Here is a 14,637-nt window from a genome sequence, read left to right as displayed (position 1 = left end):
CACACTTGGTTTTTCTTTTGACTGATCCATTATTTCAATGTACCTATGATCTCGGCGCAGGCGCTGCAGGCCGGGCAGTCGCAGAAGCGAGCACCCTTTTCCTTGATGTCCTTCGCATGAGCGAGGATGGCAGCGGCTCTTTCCTCCCCGAAGAGTGCTTTGCCGGCGTCGGAGCCGGCAAAGCCGATCAGTCCATCGATCGGCATGATGTCTGCGTTGACTTCCTTTTTCAGAATAGCCGTGGCTGCTTCTTCGTCAGCGGTGCCGGCTGCAGCGAGCCACTTTTCACAAGCGGCCTTTGCTTCCTGGCAAGCAGAGGGAGCGGCGATGAGCTTCTTTACTTCTTCGGTGAGTGTATTTCTGATTTCTTCTGTCATAAGGATCATCCTTTCTTTCAACCAATGGATATATTTATTATACACACATAGGCAAAGGGACGAACAACCATGTCTTCTACCTGATCGCGGGGAAGGATGACGCCATAGGGGATGTTCCCACACTGCCAATGCCCTCTAAAATATGAGCCAATAACGGTTTTACATAGGGAGACGGATAGTCCTCATTGATCACTTCTGGGAGTATGTCCGCTTTACGGCAAACAGGACCTATCCCATGGAATGATACCGGCAAAGCCGCCGGAAACGAAACCGTTTCCGGCGGCTTTTTACTTTTTATAACAAGTCTGTTATAAAAGAAGCAATCATGCTTTTGCATGGCTGTTTGTACTTCTGATGAAGGAGACTGGGAGACTAAGAGACTGGGAGACATCAGGCATCAGACTTCGGGTATCTGATGTCTGCAAGTCTCTAAGTCTAAAGGCTCTAAGTCTCTTAGTCTAATTTCTAGTCACCAGCCACTTCATCCTATATCAAGATTGTTATGATATAGGGGATACACTCCCATCACCATGCCTTTTGTGATAGAAATGTGGATTCTCTTCGTTTCGGCCTGTTTCAGTATTGGAAGAAATAGAGAATTTCAAGTAAGATGTATACAGATGAAGCAATCATCCGGACAACGTACACAGTTCGAGACATAGAGTGATAAAAAAATGGAGGATTTACTCATGAAAAAATTAAAGATCGCTTATACTGACAAAGCTCTGGAAATCTTCGGCGCTATCGCCGGCCGCGAGCAGGCTGACCTCGCCCGCACTGATTTCACAGATGTAGCTGCTGTCGTTATCACGGATCAGGACAAGGATGTCCTTGAAAAGGGAATGATTGCCGCTTTCAAGATCCCGGTGCTGATGATCAAGACCGGCGAAGGCCTGACAGAAGACGCACTGCTTTCCAAGGTATACCGCGTCATGGATCTCAATGAGACCGACCATGATTTCTACGCTCGCCAGATCGAGAGCGCTGCGGCTCACTATGAAGAAGATGTGCTGCCGCCATTCTTCCGTGACCTCAAGAAATATGTCGAAAATGGTTACTCCCAGTTCGACTGCCCAGGCCACCAGGGCGGTGCTTTCTTCCGCAAGCATCCGGCTGGACGTGCATTCTATGAATTCTTCGGCGAGAATACCTTCCGCGCTGATCTTTGCAACGCTGACGTAGCAATGGGCGACCTTCTGATCCATGAAGGTCCGGCACTGGCAGCACAGAAGCACGCAGCACGCGTATACAATGCAGACAAGACCTACTTCGTACTGAACGGCACCTCCACTTCGAACAAGGTGGTTCTGAATGCAGTCCTGACACCGGGCGATATCGTTCTCTTCGATAGAAACAACCATAAATCCATCGACCACGGCGCACTGGTTCTGGCAGGTGCGACCCCGGTCTATCTGGAAACCGCAAGAAATGCGTTCGGCTCCATCGGCGGCATCCTGGAACACTGCTTCAATGAAGACTACATCAGAAAGCTCGTCGCTGAAAAAGATCCGGTGAAAGCACAGGCAAAGCGCCCGATCCGCCTCGCAGTTATCCAGCTCGGCACCTACGACGGCTGCATCTACAATGCTCGTCAGGTCGTAGATAAGATCGGTCACCTCTGCGATTACATCTTCTTCGACTCCGCTTGGGTCGGCTACGAACAGTTCATCCCGATGATGAAGGACTGCAGCCCGCTGCTGCTCGACCTCGGACCGGAAGATCCGGGCATCTTCGTCAGCCAGTCCGTCCACAAACAGCAGGCTGGTTTCTCCATGACCTCCCAGATCCACAAGAAAGACTCCCACATCAAGGGTCAGGATCGCTACGTACCGCATAAGCGCGTGAACAACGCATTCATGATGCATGCATCCACCTCTCCGCTCTACCAGCTCTTCGCAGCACTCGATGTCAATGCGAAGATGCATGAAGGCGAAGGCGGCAAGAAGCTCTGGGTCGACGCTGTAAAGACCGTGATCGAGACCAGAAAACAGGTGCTCCGCAACTGCCACTACATCCGTCCGCTCGTACCGCCGATGGTCCACGGCAAGAAGTGGGAAGAGGGCAATACCGAACAGATGGCAAATGACATGGATTACTGGGCATTCGAACCGGGCGCTAAATGGCATGGCTTCGATGGCTACGGCAAGGGCCAGTACTTCATCGATCCGATGAAGCTGCAGCTCGTGACCGAAGGCATCGACGTAGAAAATGGCGGCTATGAAAAATTCGGTATCCCGGGCAACATTCTCGCAAACTACCTGCGTGAAAACGGCATCATTCCGGAAAAATGCGACCTGAACGATATCCTCTTCCTGATGACTCCGGCAGAAAGCGCGACCAAGATGGATGACCTCGTAGCGAAACTCATCCGCTTCGAACAGCTCATCGACGAAGATGCTCCGATGTCTGAAGTACTCCCGTCCATTTACAACGCATACGAAGAAAAATACAGAGGATACACCATCCGCCGTCTGTGCCAGGAAATGCATGATTTCTACAAAGACCGCAAAGTATCCACCCTGCAGAAGCAGCTCTTCCTCGCTGACTACTTCCCGGAATATGTGATGAATCCGCGAGAAGCACAGTTCGAATACATGAGAGGCCACGGCGACCTCGTCGACCTCACCGAAGCGGAAGGCCGCATCGCTCTTGAAGGCGCTCTTCCATATCCGCCAGGCGTTCTCTGCGTACATCCGGGTGAACGTTGGTCCAAGACCGCAGTCACTTACTTCTTAGACCTTGTCGAAGGCATCAACCAGCTCCCGGGCTTCGCTCCTGAAATCCAGGGCGTCTATGTACAGACCGGTGAAGACGGGCTGAAACATGCTTACGGCTATGTTCTGAAGAAAGAATTTGAAAAATAAAGCAACGCTTCGTTGACGGCAAGGGGAGCGGGAAGCATCGCTTTTCTCGCCATCAATGAGACACAGACAAATACATAAGGGGATCATCATGAGCTAAAGTGCAAATAAAATGAGCGTCCTTCAGCTGACCATCCTCACTGCGGTGAATATGATGGGCTCGGGCATCATGAAAGCAGCCGGTCACGAAGGCAGCGAGCTTTCCAAGACGAAATTCGTTGCATTCGTTGCCTCCATCTACAGTCTGTATGCATGCTATGCATCCGGCTTCGATGCCATGACCTACGGTGCTCTGGTGACCTTCCTCGGTTGGACGCTCTACGGCCTCACCTCCTATCGCTTTGACCTGAAGAAAGCAAAAGCGGACAACGAAGCAACGGGCGCAGCCAAAGAGGCGGCGTAAGAACGCTGCGTGAGAATCTGTCACTCATCTGTCGATCCGGCGGAAACCAAGAATAAAAATAACACCTTCCGCCGTGCTATAATATCATCCTTTAAAAACAAAACGGTCTGCCAACGTCTAGGCAGACCGTTTTGTTTTGCGTTTTTACTGCGAACATAACGTTTGAATGAAGGGATTGGGGAGGAATGGCTAGGGATTCGGCGCCTCGAGCGACTGATGACTAGCACTTCTCACTAAGTCCAGAAGGTGACAAATCGAAATACCAGTCACTAGTCACCAGTCACTAGTCACCATTTTCCCCTCATTTGCTTTTTCTTTCAGCTAATGATATAATTTATACAGAGGTATCGAAAATACCATAAACCCAAAAGCATAAAATATACAAATGCAGGCTTGCATTTTGGAAACTTTGCTTTTTCTCACAAGAGTTTTGAAAAGTCCATTTCCGATGGGCTTTTTATAGTAGAAAAACAAAAGGAGGCGAGAACGATGATGGGGATCGATGAACTGATGGATCTCACGATGTACAGCAGCATGTACCTGCTCTTTTACATGGCCTATTTCTATGTAGAAGGTGCGAACCTTCTGGTGCCGTGCCGTGTCAACGTTAATTTCAAACGGATCCTGTCTCGTTTTGCCTCTTTCTTCAGAGGTTTCATCGGCGCGGGGGGATGGAGAGCATCTGCTGCTCTCTGATCTTTTTGTGTACCTGTTTATTGCTTGGCTTGAAAGAGTGAAAAAGGATCGGAAAAGCAGCAGCCGTACCGGAAGCGTTGCCTTATGGGGCCGCTTCTTTCTATTTCATGCGGCGGTGGGGCGCGGATATCGTGCCTGCCTTTGGCTTTTGAATACGCCAAAGGATCCTTTTCTGACAGTGAGAAGAGACGCCGCAGGGCGTCTTTTTTGATGAAATCTCTGGAGAGTGAGCTTTGATGTACTCCTTAATCGAAGATATAAAGAAATTATTATCCGTGATGCTGCCGATCCTGGTCGCGCAGATCTCGACAGCGGGCATCACTTTTATCAATACGACCATGGCGGGGCATGCCGGAAGCGATGACCTCGCAGGCGTATCGGTGGGCGCGGGACTTTTCTATCCGCTTCTGGCTTCCATCGTGGGGCTGCTCATGGCGGGAACGCCGCTCATGGCGACGCTTCTTGGTGAAAAGAAGCCGGAAGGGCTTCCTTATGTGGTCCGCGGCGGACTTCTGATCGGGCTTGTGATCTCCTTCCTGTTCGGGGCAGCCTATGTACTTTTCATCGATGACCTTCTGACGTCGCTCACGCTGGAAGCGGAAGTGGCATATGTGGCGCGCTACTATCTCATGACGATGGTGGGCGTGGTCTTCTTCATTTCCATGATCGTCCCCCTTCGCTGTCTGACGGATACGGCAGGCTCGACGTCGACTTCCATGAAGCTCTTCCTGATGGCGCCGCCGGTCAATGCTGTATTCAACTATCTTTTCATCTATGGGCATTTCGGTCTGCCGCGTCTGGGCGGGATCGGTGCCGGTCTTGCGACGATGCTGACCTATGGTTTCCTTTTGGTTCTTTTCCTTATCGTCGTACTGAAGTCCTCTGCGCTCAAGGGGCATGAGATCTTCCATTCGATCCTCGTGAAGCGTTCTGACGTCAAGGAGTACCTGATCGTTGGTGTGCCGAGCGGACTTTCCATTTTTATGGAAATGAGCCTTTTCAGTCTGATCATCGTATTTCTTGCCCGTTATGGCACGGACACGCTGGCTGCCTACCAGATTGCGGATAACTTCGCTTCTATCGTCTACATGCTGCCCGTCTCCTGCTCGATGGCCCTCACCATCCTCATCGCGACAGCTGTCGGCGCGCATGATATCCCGCTCGCTCGCCGCTACAAAAAGGCCGGCTTTGTCGTGGCCCTCTCCGGAGCAGCGATGACGGCTGCGATGACGGTGCTTTTCCGCTCTTCCATCGGAAATATGTATACGAGCGACACGATCGTCGCCTCCATTGCCGGACAGTTCCTGATCTATAGTGCAGGCTGGCAGCTCTTTGATGCGATCTCCACTCCGATCCAGGGGATCCTCCGCGGTCTCAAGGATACGCGTGTCTCCTTTATTCTGATGGTCATTGCGTACTGGGGCGGCTGCTTCCCGATGAGCCTTTTCCTTGACCATGTGGTCGGTCTCGGAGCAGACTCCTACTGGCTCGGGCTGGTCTTCGGCGTCGGCTGCTCGGCCATGCTGATGATCCTGCGTCTCGTCTATGTGGAGCGCGTCATGGATAGAGAGGCTCTGCCTTCCTTTGCTTTCTTTATGCACAGGAAGATCACGCATCCTGCTGCCGTCCATGCTGTAGTGGCTTCTAATGTAAAGCAGGCGAAGGAGCTGCTTGCTTTCTGGGAACGTGCTGAAGAAAAACTCGCTTCTCTGGTGCAGGACATCAAAGAAGCCGAGGTCGATATATTTACAGAAAACAGAAGGGTGCTTCCGATCGGTCGCTCTCTTCTGACGGATCTGCATTTATGCATCTTAGGCCATGCGACCCGGGCCTACATTCCTTAGGTACGATCAGGGGGATAGGGGCTGTGAAGAAATGAATCCTCATTTCTTCACAGCCCTTTTTTACTTTGCTTTCATTTGATTCAGGGTTCAAGGTTCAGGGCTCTCGTGGCGGCTTCGCCGCCTTTTTTTAGAAGATGGCATTCTCGTATCGCAGCCTTCCCCTCGAGGGGAAGGTGCCCGAAAGGGGTGGATGGGTGACTATGGCATGAAAGACAGCTGGGATAAGGTTTCCCGGTCACTCCTATGAGAGCTGCAAGTCCCCCGCGGCAGATGGAACGCGAAAAGGAGATGATCGTTATTTCACATCGCCTTTTTGTTGGAGACGAAGGGAAATACGGATGACATCTGATAACGATTGAATCAGTATTTACTTAAAGTTTTATAAAATAAATACGAAACAACTTGTATTGAAATGCTCGCGGTCGTATAATGGGAATATCAAAGAGGCATGCTGAATAAAACCTTTTTTGGCAGGCGTAAAATTCTTCCATGGTATCCCATGAAATAAGTAGGAGAAGAACAATGAAAAAAATCATCATCATAGGGGCAACGCTTCTCGCGGCAGGCTGTTTTCTCATGACGGGCTGCGGAGGAGACGCGCCGAAGCAGACGAAAAATGAGATACATGTCGTGACTCATGCGAACTGGAATCCCTTCGAGTACATGGAGAATGGCAAGATCGTCGGATTTGACGTGGACCTCGCACGAGAAGCGGTGAAGCGCGCAGGGCTTACGATGGATCTCACCGATGCGGGCTGGGAAGCGCTCTTTGAGCAGATCCGCTCACATCAGGCGGACATGGCGATTTCCGGTGTCACCGTCACGAAGGATAGAGAAGCATCCTATCTCTTTTCGGCGCCGTATCTCCTCTCCCGGCAGGCGATCCTGGTGCGGGAAGGTGTGGATATCCACAGCGCGAAGGATCTGATGGACGGCAAAGAGATCGCTGTGCAGAACGGCTCGACGGGGCAGGAGGCGCTGGAAAAGCTTCTCGGAAAGAATCATCCCTCCATCAAGAAGACGCCGATGTCCATCCAGATGCTGATCGGCGGGCAGGTCGATGCGCTGGTCGGTGATGAGACGTCCGTGAAGTCCATCCAGGCGCAGTACCCCGAGGCGCATCTTTCGATCGTCTATGATGACGAAGCCTTCACGCCTGAGTTCTTCGGTATCCTCTATCCGAAGGATACGGGCGCAGAGCTCAAGAGCAAGATCGACAAGGCGCTCAAGGACATGATCGCTGACGGTACCTATGGAAAGATCTATGAAAAGTGGTTCAAGACGAAAGTCGATGAGGAGACGCTGGAAAAACTGGGGAACCGCTGATCCGGAACGCATCATTTTATGATTCTGAGGCTAATCATGTCTGATTTCAAATTTTCTATCATTCAGGAATATGCGCCGTTTTTCTTATCCGGCACATGGCTCACGATCAAGCTCTCGCTGATCGCGATCCTCTGTGGATTTCTGCTGGGGCTTGTGCTTGCACTCCTGCGTACTTCGAAAAAGAAATGCCTGTCTTTCCCTGCGCTGCTCTTCATCGAAAGCATACGCGGGACGCCGCTCCTCCTGCAGCTGCTGATCACCTACTTCGGCATCGTACCTCTTTTCATGAAGAAGCCGGACGGTGTCCTTTCGGCCGCACTCGCGCTTTCTATCAATGCGGGGGCATACATTGCGGAAACGATCCGTGCGGGCATCCAGTCCGTCGATGTAGGGCAGGGGGAGGCCGCCAGTGCGCTGGGGCTTTCCGCATGGCAGAGCATGCGCTATGTCATCCTGCCGCAGGCGCTGAAGTCGGTCGTACCGGCACTGGGCAATTCCTTCGTGAGCCTGATCAAGGACTCGTCTCTCGCCTCCGTCATCGCGACGCCAGAGCTCATGTACTGGGCGAATGCAGCGAATGCACAGTACTATCGCGTGTGGGAGACATTCATCACGACAGCCGTCATCTATCTCTTTCTGACGGTCGTTACCAGCCGGATCCTTGCCAAATTGGAAAAGAACATGTGAGCATCTGCGAAGGCAGGTGCTTTTTTTGACTGGTGACTAGTGACTAGAAGACATCAGACTCCCGTATCGTCATTGAAAGCGTTGCCGAGAAATCTTCCTTGCAGACCGATAAACGATGGATGTGTGAAAGCAGGGATGAGTGACTTGTGACTACAACTTCGGGCATCGCTTTATGGAAACACTGATTAAATCGTTGTCAGATTTTACTCTTGAATTTTTATACATGACGAGGAATAACCTGACGCGAATAGCGAGCTATTTAAGGAAGGCTATGACGAAGTCATGTATAAAAATTCTTGTGGAATCTGACTCTGCGATTTAATCAGCGTTTCCATATGTATACGATGCGGCGCTTAGATCCTTCGACTCAGCTGCCATTATTCAGATAATCGTTTCCCTAACATACAGCTTTTTTCTCCGCTCAGGATGACGAAAAGCGCCGCTCCAATCCCTTAGAACCTCTTGAACCCTTAGAACCCATTGAACCCGTTGAGTCTTTAGCCTTCTTCCCATGAATGCTATAATAATACATATCTATTCGTATTTCCAAAGGAGTCTTGTTATGATGCACAATGAACAGAAAGTGACGGACAGCATTTACTGGATCGGCGCAAACGATTTCGTGACGCCTCGCTTTGATAATCTGGTACCGCTCCCGCAGGGGATTTCCTATAACACTTACTTTATCGATGATGAAAAGACCTGTGTCCTGGATGGGATCGACAATGCATGCCGGGACATTTTCATGGATAACCTTTCGTACCTTCTGAAAGGTCGTGCGCTTGACTATATCATCATCAATCACATGGAGCCGGATCACAGCGGTTCGCTTCTGGCACTTGCAGAGGCACATCCTAAGGCGAAGATCATCGCTTCTCCGCAGGCGATCAAAATGTTCGAGCAGTTCTTCCATGTATCGTTCAAAGATCGCACCATCATCTCTGACGAAAAGATGGTGCTGGATCTCGGCGTGCACAAGCTCCGCTTCATCAAGGCGCCGATGGTCCACTGGCCGGAAGTGACATTTACCTATGATGAGACAGACAAAGTCCTCTTTTCTGCGGATGCCTTCGGGACATTCGGTGCGATCCATGGCTCCATCTTTGCCGATGCCGTTGACTATGCGGATGTGTATGGCGTGGAAGGCCGTCGCTATTACACGAATACGACGGGCAAGTACGGCATGCAGGTGCTTTCCGTTTTGAAAAAGACAGAGGCTCTTCCCATCGACATCATCTGTTCGCTTCACGGGCCCGTCCTTCGCACGGAGAAGGACAAGGCGTATGTGATAGAGCGCATGAAGAAATGGGCGTCTTTTACACCGGATTATACGTCGGCTTCCATCTTCTTCGCTTCTGCCTACGGTCATACCGCGATGGCAGCTACTCGTCTCGCGACGCTCCTCGGCGAGCGAGGTGTCAGAAATCTGAAGCTCATCGATCTCTGCGTGACCCCTGTCAGTGATGCGTGGGCGGAAGTGTTCCGCAGAAGCCACATGGTACTGGCAGCACCTACGATGAATATGTGCCTCAATCCGGCGATGGCAGCCTTCCTTCACGAATGTACGACGATGGGCATCCAGAACCGCAAAGTGGCGATCCTGGGGAACAGCAGCTGGGCGCCCAATGTATCCGGCAAGCTCATGAAGGATATCGTCAGCACGTGGAAGAAGTGTGAGATCATCGAAGAGCCGCTCCACGTGAAGGGCAGCACCACCGGTGATGACGAAGCATTGATCTCCCTCGCGGATACGCTGGCCGCGGATATTCTTGGCAAAGAAGGCGCATGATGAAGAAATGGATCTCTTGGATGGCGGCAGGAGCGCTCTCTGCCGTATTGCTTCTCTCGGGCTGCGGAAAACCCTCCGTGCATGTCATGAAGGCCGAAGCCAGCCAGGAACCATTTACCCTGGAGACGAAAGCGGTGCCGGAGGCGCTTCATGTCGCGCCGGTCATTCCGTCTGTATCAGGCGGCCTTCTTTCTGATCTGCCTGATATTGGGACCACGGTCGAAGCAGGCGATGTTCTTTTCCGGATCGACTCCTCTCAGTATGAGTCGCAGGCGGCAGCGCTCGAAGCGAAGATCGCCGAGAGTGCCTCTTCGGCTCCGGCGGTCAGTTATGGCGGCGCGCCGATCGATAACAGCATGGAAGCTTCGCTTCTGAAGCAGGGCATCATCACCCGCGCAGAGTATAACCGCATCAAGGGACGGAGCGCAGTGGCTGAGCCGGCCCCTTCCGGTGGCGGGGCGCAGGTGGATGGAAATCTGGCATCCGCACTGGCAGCCTTGCAGAAGACCATCGCCGGCTGCACTGTCCGTGCGCCGATCAGTGGGATCATTTCGCAGGTCTACATCGGAGATACGCACATGGCCATGGCAGGCAAGCCCGCTCTCGTCATCCGTCAGGATTCACCGGTGACGGCCTCCATCGAGATCCCGTCCAAGCTGGATACGCTGATGGAACGCGCCAAGGATGACAAGACGCTGACGGTCACGATGACGGATGGCGATGAGATCTGGTATGGCGAGCTCAAAAAACAGCCGAATGAGGACGGCGACAAATACACCACCTACAAAGTGCAGGTGGATAACAGCGATGATGAGATCACCATCGGGAATGAGTACAATATTCGCATCGAAAGCGGCAAGACCATGTCTTCCTACATGATTCCCAAGACAGCTCTGATCGGCGAGGACTCCGTCGCTGTTGTGAATGATGACGGGCTCATCGACATCAAGACCGTAGACGTCGCCAGCGAGACAGGGGGATTCCTGCTCATCATGGATGGTCTCTCTGAGGGCGACCGTGTCGTGACGGATCCGACGAAAGACCTCGAGATGGGCATGGAGGTCGATGTGAAATGAAATGGGAGCGCGCCGACTACGATACCGATCCCGTGACATTGGCGAAGAAGCTCATCGGCGCTGTCCTCTGCTGCCGCACGAAGGAGGGGCTGACTACGGGCCGCATCGTGGAGTGCGAAGCCTATGGCGGATGCTGGCGCGGTCATGAAGACGATGGCGCGCACTCTGCCAAGGGCATCACCGCGCGGACGAAGGTGATCTTTGGCGAGCCCGGTCATGCCTACGTGTATCTCATTTATGGCATGTATACCTGCCTCAATATCGTCTGCGAGTCCGAAGGAATACCCGGCTGCGTCCTTATCCGCGCTATCGAGCCGCTCTCTGGCGTAGAACTCATGCAGCATCGACGGAAAGGGGCGAAGGGCAGGCTTCTCACAGGAGGGCCCGGCCGCCTGACGATGGCGATGGGGATCGATCGCTCCTTTTATGGAGAAGACCTCACAGGAAACCGTCTCTGGATCGAAAAGGGAGAGGAGCATTTCCCTGTGAAGCGCACCAAACGCATCGGTATCGACTATGCGAAGTATGGAAGAAATTTCCCGTGGCGCATGGTGCTCGAAGATAATATATATGTATCTAAATAAAGAGGGCAGCTCTAGGGAAACACGGATCACATCTGACACTGCGATCGAACCGGCGTTTCCCTGCGGCTGCTCTTTTGTGATGAAAGAAGCGCTTACCATCGATGTGTCCATGCATAGCAAGCTCCGGCAAAGACGATTGACTATGCATAGAGCCTGCTTTTGTTTAACTTTTCAAAAGGATCCCATAAAACGCTCTCAAATGGCTGTGAGAGCGTTTTTGTGCTATAATAAGATATGTAATTGTTTAATTTACAGCGCGAAAGGCGCTGTCTTTTTTCGCAAGGAGACACTATGGATATCGAATGGAAAGAAGGAAAGATCATCAATACCCCCTTGGAAGGGCAGATGAAGAATTCCTACATCGACTACGCCATGTCGGTCATCGTGACTCGTGCGCTGCCGGACGTGCGAGACGGCCTGAAGCCCGTACATCGCCGCATCCTCTACGCGATGAGCGAAGCCGGGATGCTGCCGGGCAAGGCGTACAAGAAGTCGGCCCGCATCGTCGGTGATGTCTTAGGTAAGTACCACCCGCACGGCGATATCGCAGTCTATGAGTCTGCTGTCCGCATGGCGCAGGACTTCTCGACGCGCTACCCGCTGGTCGATGGACACGGGAACTTCGGCTCTGTCGACGGCGACTCTGCAGCTGCGATGCGTTATACGGAAATGCGTATGGCGAAGATCACCGTGGAAATGCTGCGCGACATCGACAAGAATACCGTTGATTTCATGCCGAACTATGACGGCTCATTGCAGGAACCGCTCGTCCTGCCGTCCCGCATCCCGAACCTGCTCGTGAATGGTTCCTACGGCATCGCCGTCGGCATGGCGACGAATATCCCGCCGCACAACCTGTCGGAAGTGGTCGATGGCCTCTCTGCCATGATCGATGATCCCGACATCACGATCGATGGGCTGATGAAGTATATCAAAGGTCCGGATTTCCCGACCGCCGGTATCATTCAGGGCGTGAAGGGCATCGAGGATACCTACCGCACCGGCCGCGGCAGCATCACCGTGCGTGCAAAGACGGAGATCGAAGACATGGATCGCGGCAAACACCGCATCGTAGTGACGGAGATCCCGTATCAGGTGAATAAGGCGCGCCTCATCGAGTCCATCGCCGACCTGCAGCGTCAGAAGGTCTTAGACGGCATCACTGCTCTTCGTGATGAATCCGATCGCAGCGGCATGCGCATCGCTATCGAGCTGCGTGCCGACGTCAGCCCGGACATCATGCTGAATAATCTCTTCAAACATACCCAGATGCAGGTGAATTTCGGCGCCATCATGCTGGCACTGGTCGACGGACATCCGCGCATCCTGAACCTGAAGCAGATCCTCTACTATTACCTGAAGCATCAGGAAGAAGTCATCACCAGAAGAAGCCAGTATGAACTCGACAAGGCCAGAGCCAAAGCGCACATCTTGGAGGGTCTCCTCATCGCGCTCGACCACATCGATGAAGTCATCAAGACCATCCGTGAATCCCGCACCGATGATGTGGCGAAACAGGCTCTCATGTCGAAATTCGGACTTTCGGAAAAGCAGGCCATCGCCATCCTCGACATGCGTCTGCGCAAGCTGACAGGCCTCGAAAGAGACAAGATCGAACAGGACTATAAGGACGTGCAGGAAACCATCGCTTACCTCGAAGACCTCCTCTCCTCCAGAGAAAAGATCATGGGCGTCGTCAAAGACGAGCTCCAGGATGAAAAGAAAAACTTCGGCGATGAACGCCGCACCCAGATCTCGGCCACGAAGGAGGACTTCACCCTGACTGACCTCATCCCGGATGAACCGATGACCATTACCCTGACGAAGCAGAACTACATCAAGCGCATGGACTCTGCGGATATTCGTGTCCAGAAGAAGGGCGGCCGCGGTGTCTCCGGCATGAAGATGAAGGACGAAGACTATGTGTGGAAGATCCTGAATACCTCCACGCACAACCGCATCCTCTTCTTCACAAACAAGGGCAAGGTCTACATGAAGACGGCCGTGGAATTCCCGAAATCCACGAGGACCGCACGCGGCAGTGCGCTCATCAATTTCATTCCGAATCTGGCCCGTGATGAAAGAGTCACCGAGCTTCTCGACCTCGACAATGTGCAGGAAGGGACGAAGTACCTCCTCATGGTAACGAAGAAAGGCTACGTGAAGAAGACGGAGCTTGCGGAATACAAGAACATCAACAAGAACGGTCTCATCTCCATCCGCCTCAATGAGGGCGACCGCCTCGCGGCTGTGCTTGCGATCACCGGTGAAGAGGAGATCATCCTTGGCACCAAGGATGGCATGGCCATCCGCTTCTCTGTGGATGACAGCGAGGTCCGCTCCATGGGTCGCGCCGCTGCCGGTGTCCATGGGATCAAGCTCGCGGGCGATGATGAAGTCGTTGGCGCATGCATCGCAGCAGATAAGGATATCTTCACCATTTCTGCGGACGGCAATGCGAAGAGAAACAAGGCCTCTGCCTATCATATCCAGAGCCGAAACGGCAAGGGCATCCGGAATTTCCGCCGCGGCTACGAGGTCGTAGCCCTTGTCGCAGCGGATGACAAGGATGAGCTCGTCGGCGTCTCCGAACAGGGCATCACCATCAAGACCAAAGCGAGCCAGATCGTCAGCAAGAAGACGAAAGCAGGGCAGGGCGTCATTCTCCAGCGTCTCGAGGATGGGGATCGCATCGCCTCCATCGACGTGCTCTCGAATGATCCGGAAGCAGAAGACACCGAAGAATAAGTAGGTGAGAGGGGATCCTCGTGAGCTTGATCTGAGGACCCGCTGCCAGATGACAGTCACATATATCCCTGCGAAACCCGCCGCGTGGAAAGCGCGGCGGGTTTTTGCGTCTGACTATCTGATGAAGTGTTTGGGAGGCATACAGGAAAGACTGGTTTCGAGATTTAATCTGGGGTTCGCTATCTTTTCCCTTTGCTGTATCGTATAATTGCAGTATAAGAAAACGATTTGAGACTTGGTTTTCAA

11 protein-coding genes are annotated in these 14,637 nt (G+C 52.6%); 10 read left to right on the top strand and 1 reads right to left on the bottom strand.

All coding sequences use genetic code 11. From position 1 onward, the window contains the following. Positions 1-29: 29 nt before the first annotated feature. Positions 30-377: a molecular chaperone Hsp90 gene (locus ACGG9R_RS07935; RefSeq protein WP_390153648.1), complete on the bottom strand. Its 348-nt coding sequence runs from the start codon at positions 375-377 to the stop codon at positions 30-32. 689 nt (positions 378-1,066) lie between these two features. Here ACGG9R_RS07935 and speF point away from each other — a divergent pair. The 10 genes from speF (at position 1,067) to gyrA (ending at position 14,391) form a co-directional block, all read left to right on the top strand. Further along, complete coding sequence (speF, locus tag ACGG9R_RS07930; protein WP_390153645.1) at positions 1,067-3,241, top strand: ornithine decarboxylase SpeF; 2,175 nt, start codon at positions 1,067-1,069, stop codon at positions 3,239-3,241. Positions 3,242-3,350: 109 nt separating this feature from the next. Continuing rightward, positions 3,351-3,641: a hypothetical protein gene (locus tag ACGG9R_RS07925; RefSeq protein ID WP_390153642.1), complete on the top strand. Its 291-nt coding sequence runs from the start codon at positions 3,351-3,353 to the stop codon at positions 3,639-3,641. 489 nt (positions 3,642-4,130) lie between these two features. Next, positions 4,131-4,337 carry a hypothetical protein gene (locus ACGG9R_RS07920; RefSeq protein ID WP_390153639.1) on the top strand — a complete coding sequence of 69 codons (207 nt, stop codon included), beginning with the start codon at positions 4,131-4,133 and terminating at the stop codon, positions 4,335-4,337. A 236-nt stretch (positions 4,338-4,573) separates the two neighbouring features. Continuing rightward, positions 4,574-6,181, top strand: a complete 1,608-nt coding sequence (locus ACGG9R_RS07915; RefSeq protein WP_390155132.1) for an MATE family efflux transporter — start codon at positions 4,574-4,576, stop codon at positions 6,179-6,181. 522 nt (positions 6,182-6,703) lie between these two features. Further along, positions 6,704-7,507 (top strand): transporter substrate-binding domain-containing protein, encoded by an 804-nt coding sequence (locus ACGG9R_RS07910; RefSeq protein WP_390153636.1) that lies wholly within the window; start codon positions 6,704-6,706, stop codon positions 7,505-7,507. A gap of 36 nt (positions 7,508-7,543) precedes the next feature. Continuing rightward, on the top strand, positions 7,544-8,194 hold the full coding sequence (locus ACGG9R_RS07905; RefSeq protein WP_390153633.1) for an amino acid ABC transporter permease: 651 nt from the start codon (positions 7,544-7,546) through the stop codon (positions 8,192-8,194). A 562-nt stretch (positions 8,195-8,756) separates the two neighbouring features. Then, positions 8,757-9,983, top strand: coding sequence for an FprA family A-type flavoprotein (locus ACGG9R_RS07900; RefSeq protein ID WP_390153630.1), 1,227 nt, complete (start codon positions 8,757-8,759; stop codon positions 9,981-9,983). Then, a complete protein-coding gene (locus tag ACGG9R_RS07895; RefSeq protein WP_390153627.1) occupies positions 9,980-11,059 on the top strand; it encodes an efflux RND transporter periplasmic adaptor subunit in 1,080 nt (359 codons plus the stop codon). Before ACGG9R_RS07900 ends, ACGG9R_RS07895 begins: the two co-directional genes overlap by 4 nt. Next, positions 11,056-11,643, top strand: coding sequence for a DNA-3-methyladenine glycosylase (locus ACGG9R_RS07890; RefSeq protein ID WP_390153624.1), 588 nt, complete (start codon positions 11,056-11,058; stop codon positions 11,641-11,643). Before ACGG9R_RS07895 ends, ACGG9R_RS07890 begins: the two co-directional genes overlap by 4 nt. Positions 11,644-11,934: 291 nt before the next feature. Beyond that, the gene (gene gyrA / locus ACGG9R_RS07885; protein ID WP_390153622.1) at positions 11,935-14,391 is read left to right on the top strand and encodes a DNA gyrase subunit A; all 2,457 of its coding nucleotides are present in this window, start codon (positions 11,935-11,937) and stop codon (positions 14,389-14,391) included. Positions 14,392-14,637: the final 246 nt, after the last annotated feature.

It is taken from the genome of Dialister sp. i34-0019-2H8 (genome assembly GCF_042846925.1).
Taxonomy (GTDB): domain Bacteria; phylum Bacillota; class Negativicutes; order Veillonellales; family Dialisteraceae; genus Dialister.
This window is presented reverse-complemented; position numbering and strand designations above follow the sequence as displayed.

Excerpts from the sequence above, each read along its gene's own strand:
- ACGG9R_RS07935 (WP_390153648.1), bottom strand. The coding sequence starts at position 377 with ATGACAGAAGAAATCAGAAATACACTCACCGAAGAAGTAAAGAAGCTC.
- speF (WP_390153645.1), top strand. The coding sequence starts at position 1,067 with ATGAAAAAATTAAAGATCGCTTATACTGACAAAGCTCTGGAAATCTTC.
- ACGG9R_RS07925 (WP_390153642.1), top strand. The coding sequence starts at position 3,351 with ATGAGCGTCCTTCAGCTGACCATCCTCACTGCGGTGAATATGATGGGC.
- ACGG9R_RS07920 (WP_390153639.1), top strand. The coding sequence starts at position 4,131 with ATGATGGGGATCGATGAACTGATGGATCTCACGATGTACAGCAGCATG.
- ACGG9R_RS07915 (WP_390155132.1), top strand. The coding sequence starts at position 4,574 with ATGTACTCCTTAATCGAAGATATAAAGAAATTATTATCCGTGATGCTG.
- ACGG9R_RS07910 (WP_390153636.1), top strand. The coding sequence starts at position 6,704 with ATGAAAAAAATCATCATCATAGGGGCAACGCTTCTCGCGGCAGGCTGT.
- ACGG9R_RS07905 (WP_390153633.1), top strand. The coding sequence starts at position 7,544 with ATGTCTGATTTCAAATTTTCTATCATTCAGGAATATGCGCCGTTTTTC.
- ACGG9R_RS07900 (WP_390153630.1), top strand. The coding sequence starts at position 8,757 with ATGATGCACAATGAACAGAAAGTGACGGACAGCATTTACTGGATCGGC.
- ACGG9R_RS07895 (WP_390153627.1), top strand. The coding sequence starts at position 9,980 with ATGATGAAGAAATGGATCTCTTGGATGGCGGCAGGAGCGCTCTCTGCC.
- ACGG9R_RS07890 (WP_390153624.1), top strand. The coding sequence starts at position 11,056 with ATGAAATGGGAGCGCGCCGACTACGATACCGATCCCGTGACATTGGCG.
- gyrA (WP_390153622.1), top strand. The coding sequence starts at position 11,935 with ATGGATATCGAATGGAAAGAAGGAAAGATCATCAATACCCCCTTGGAA.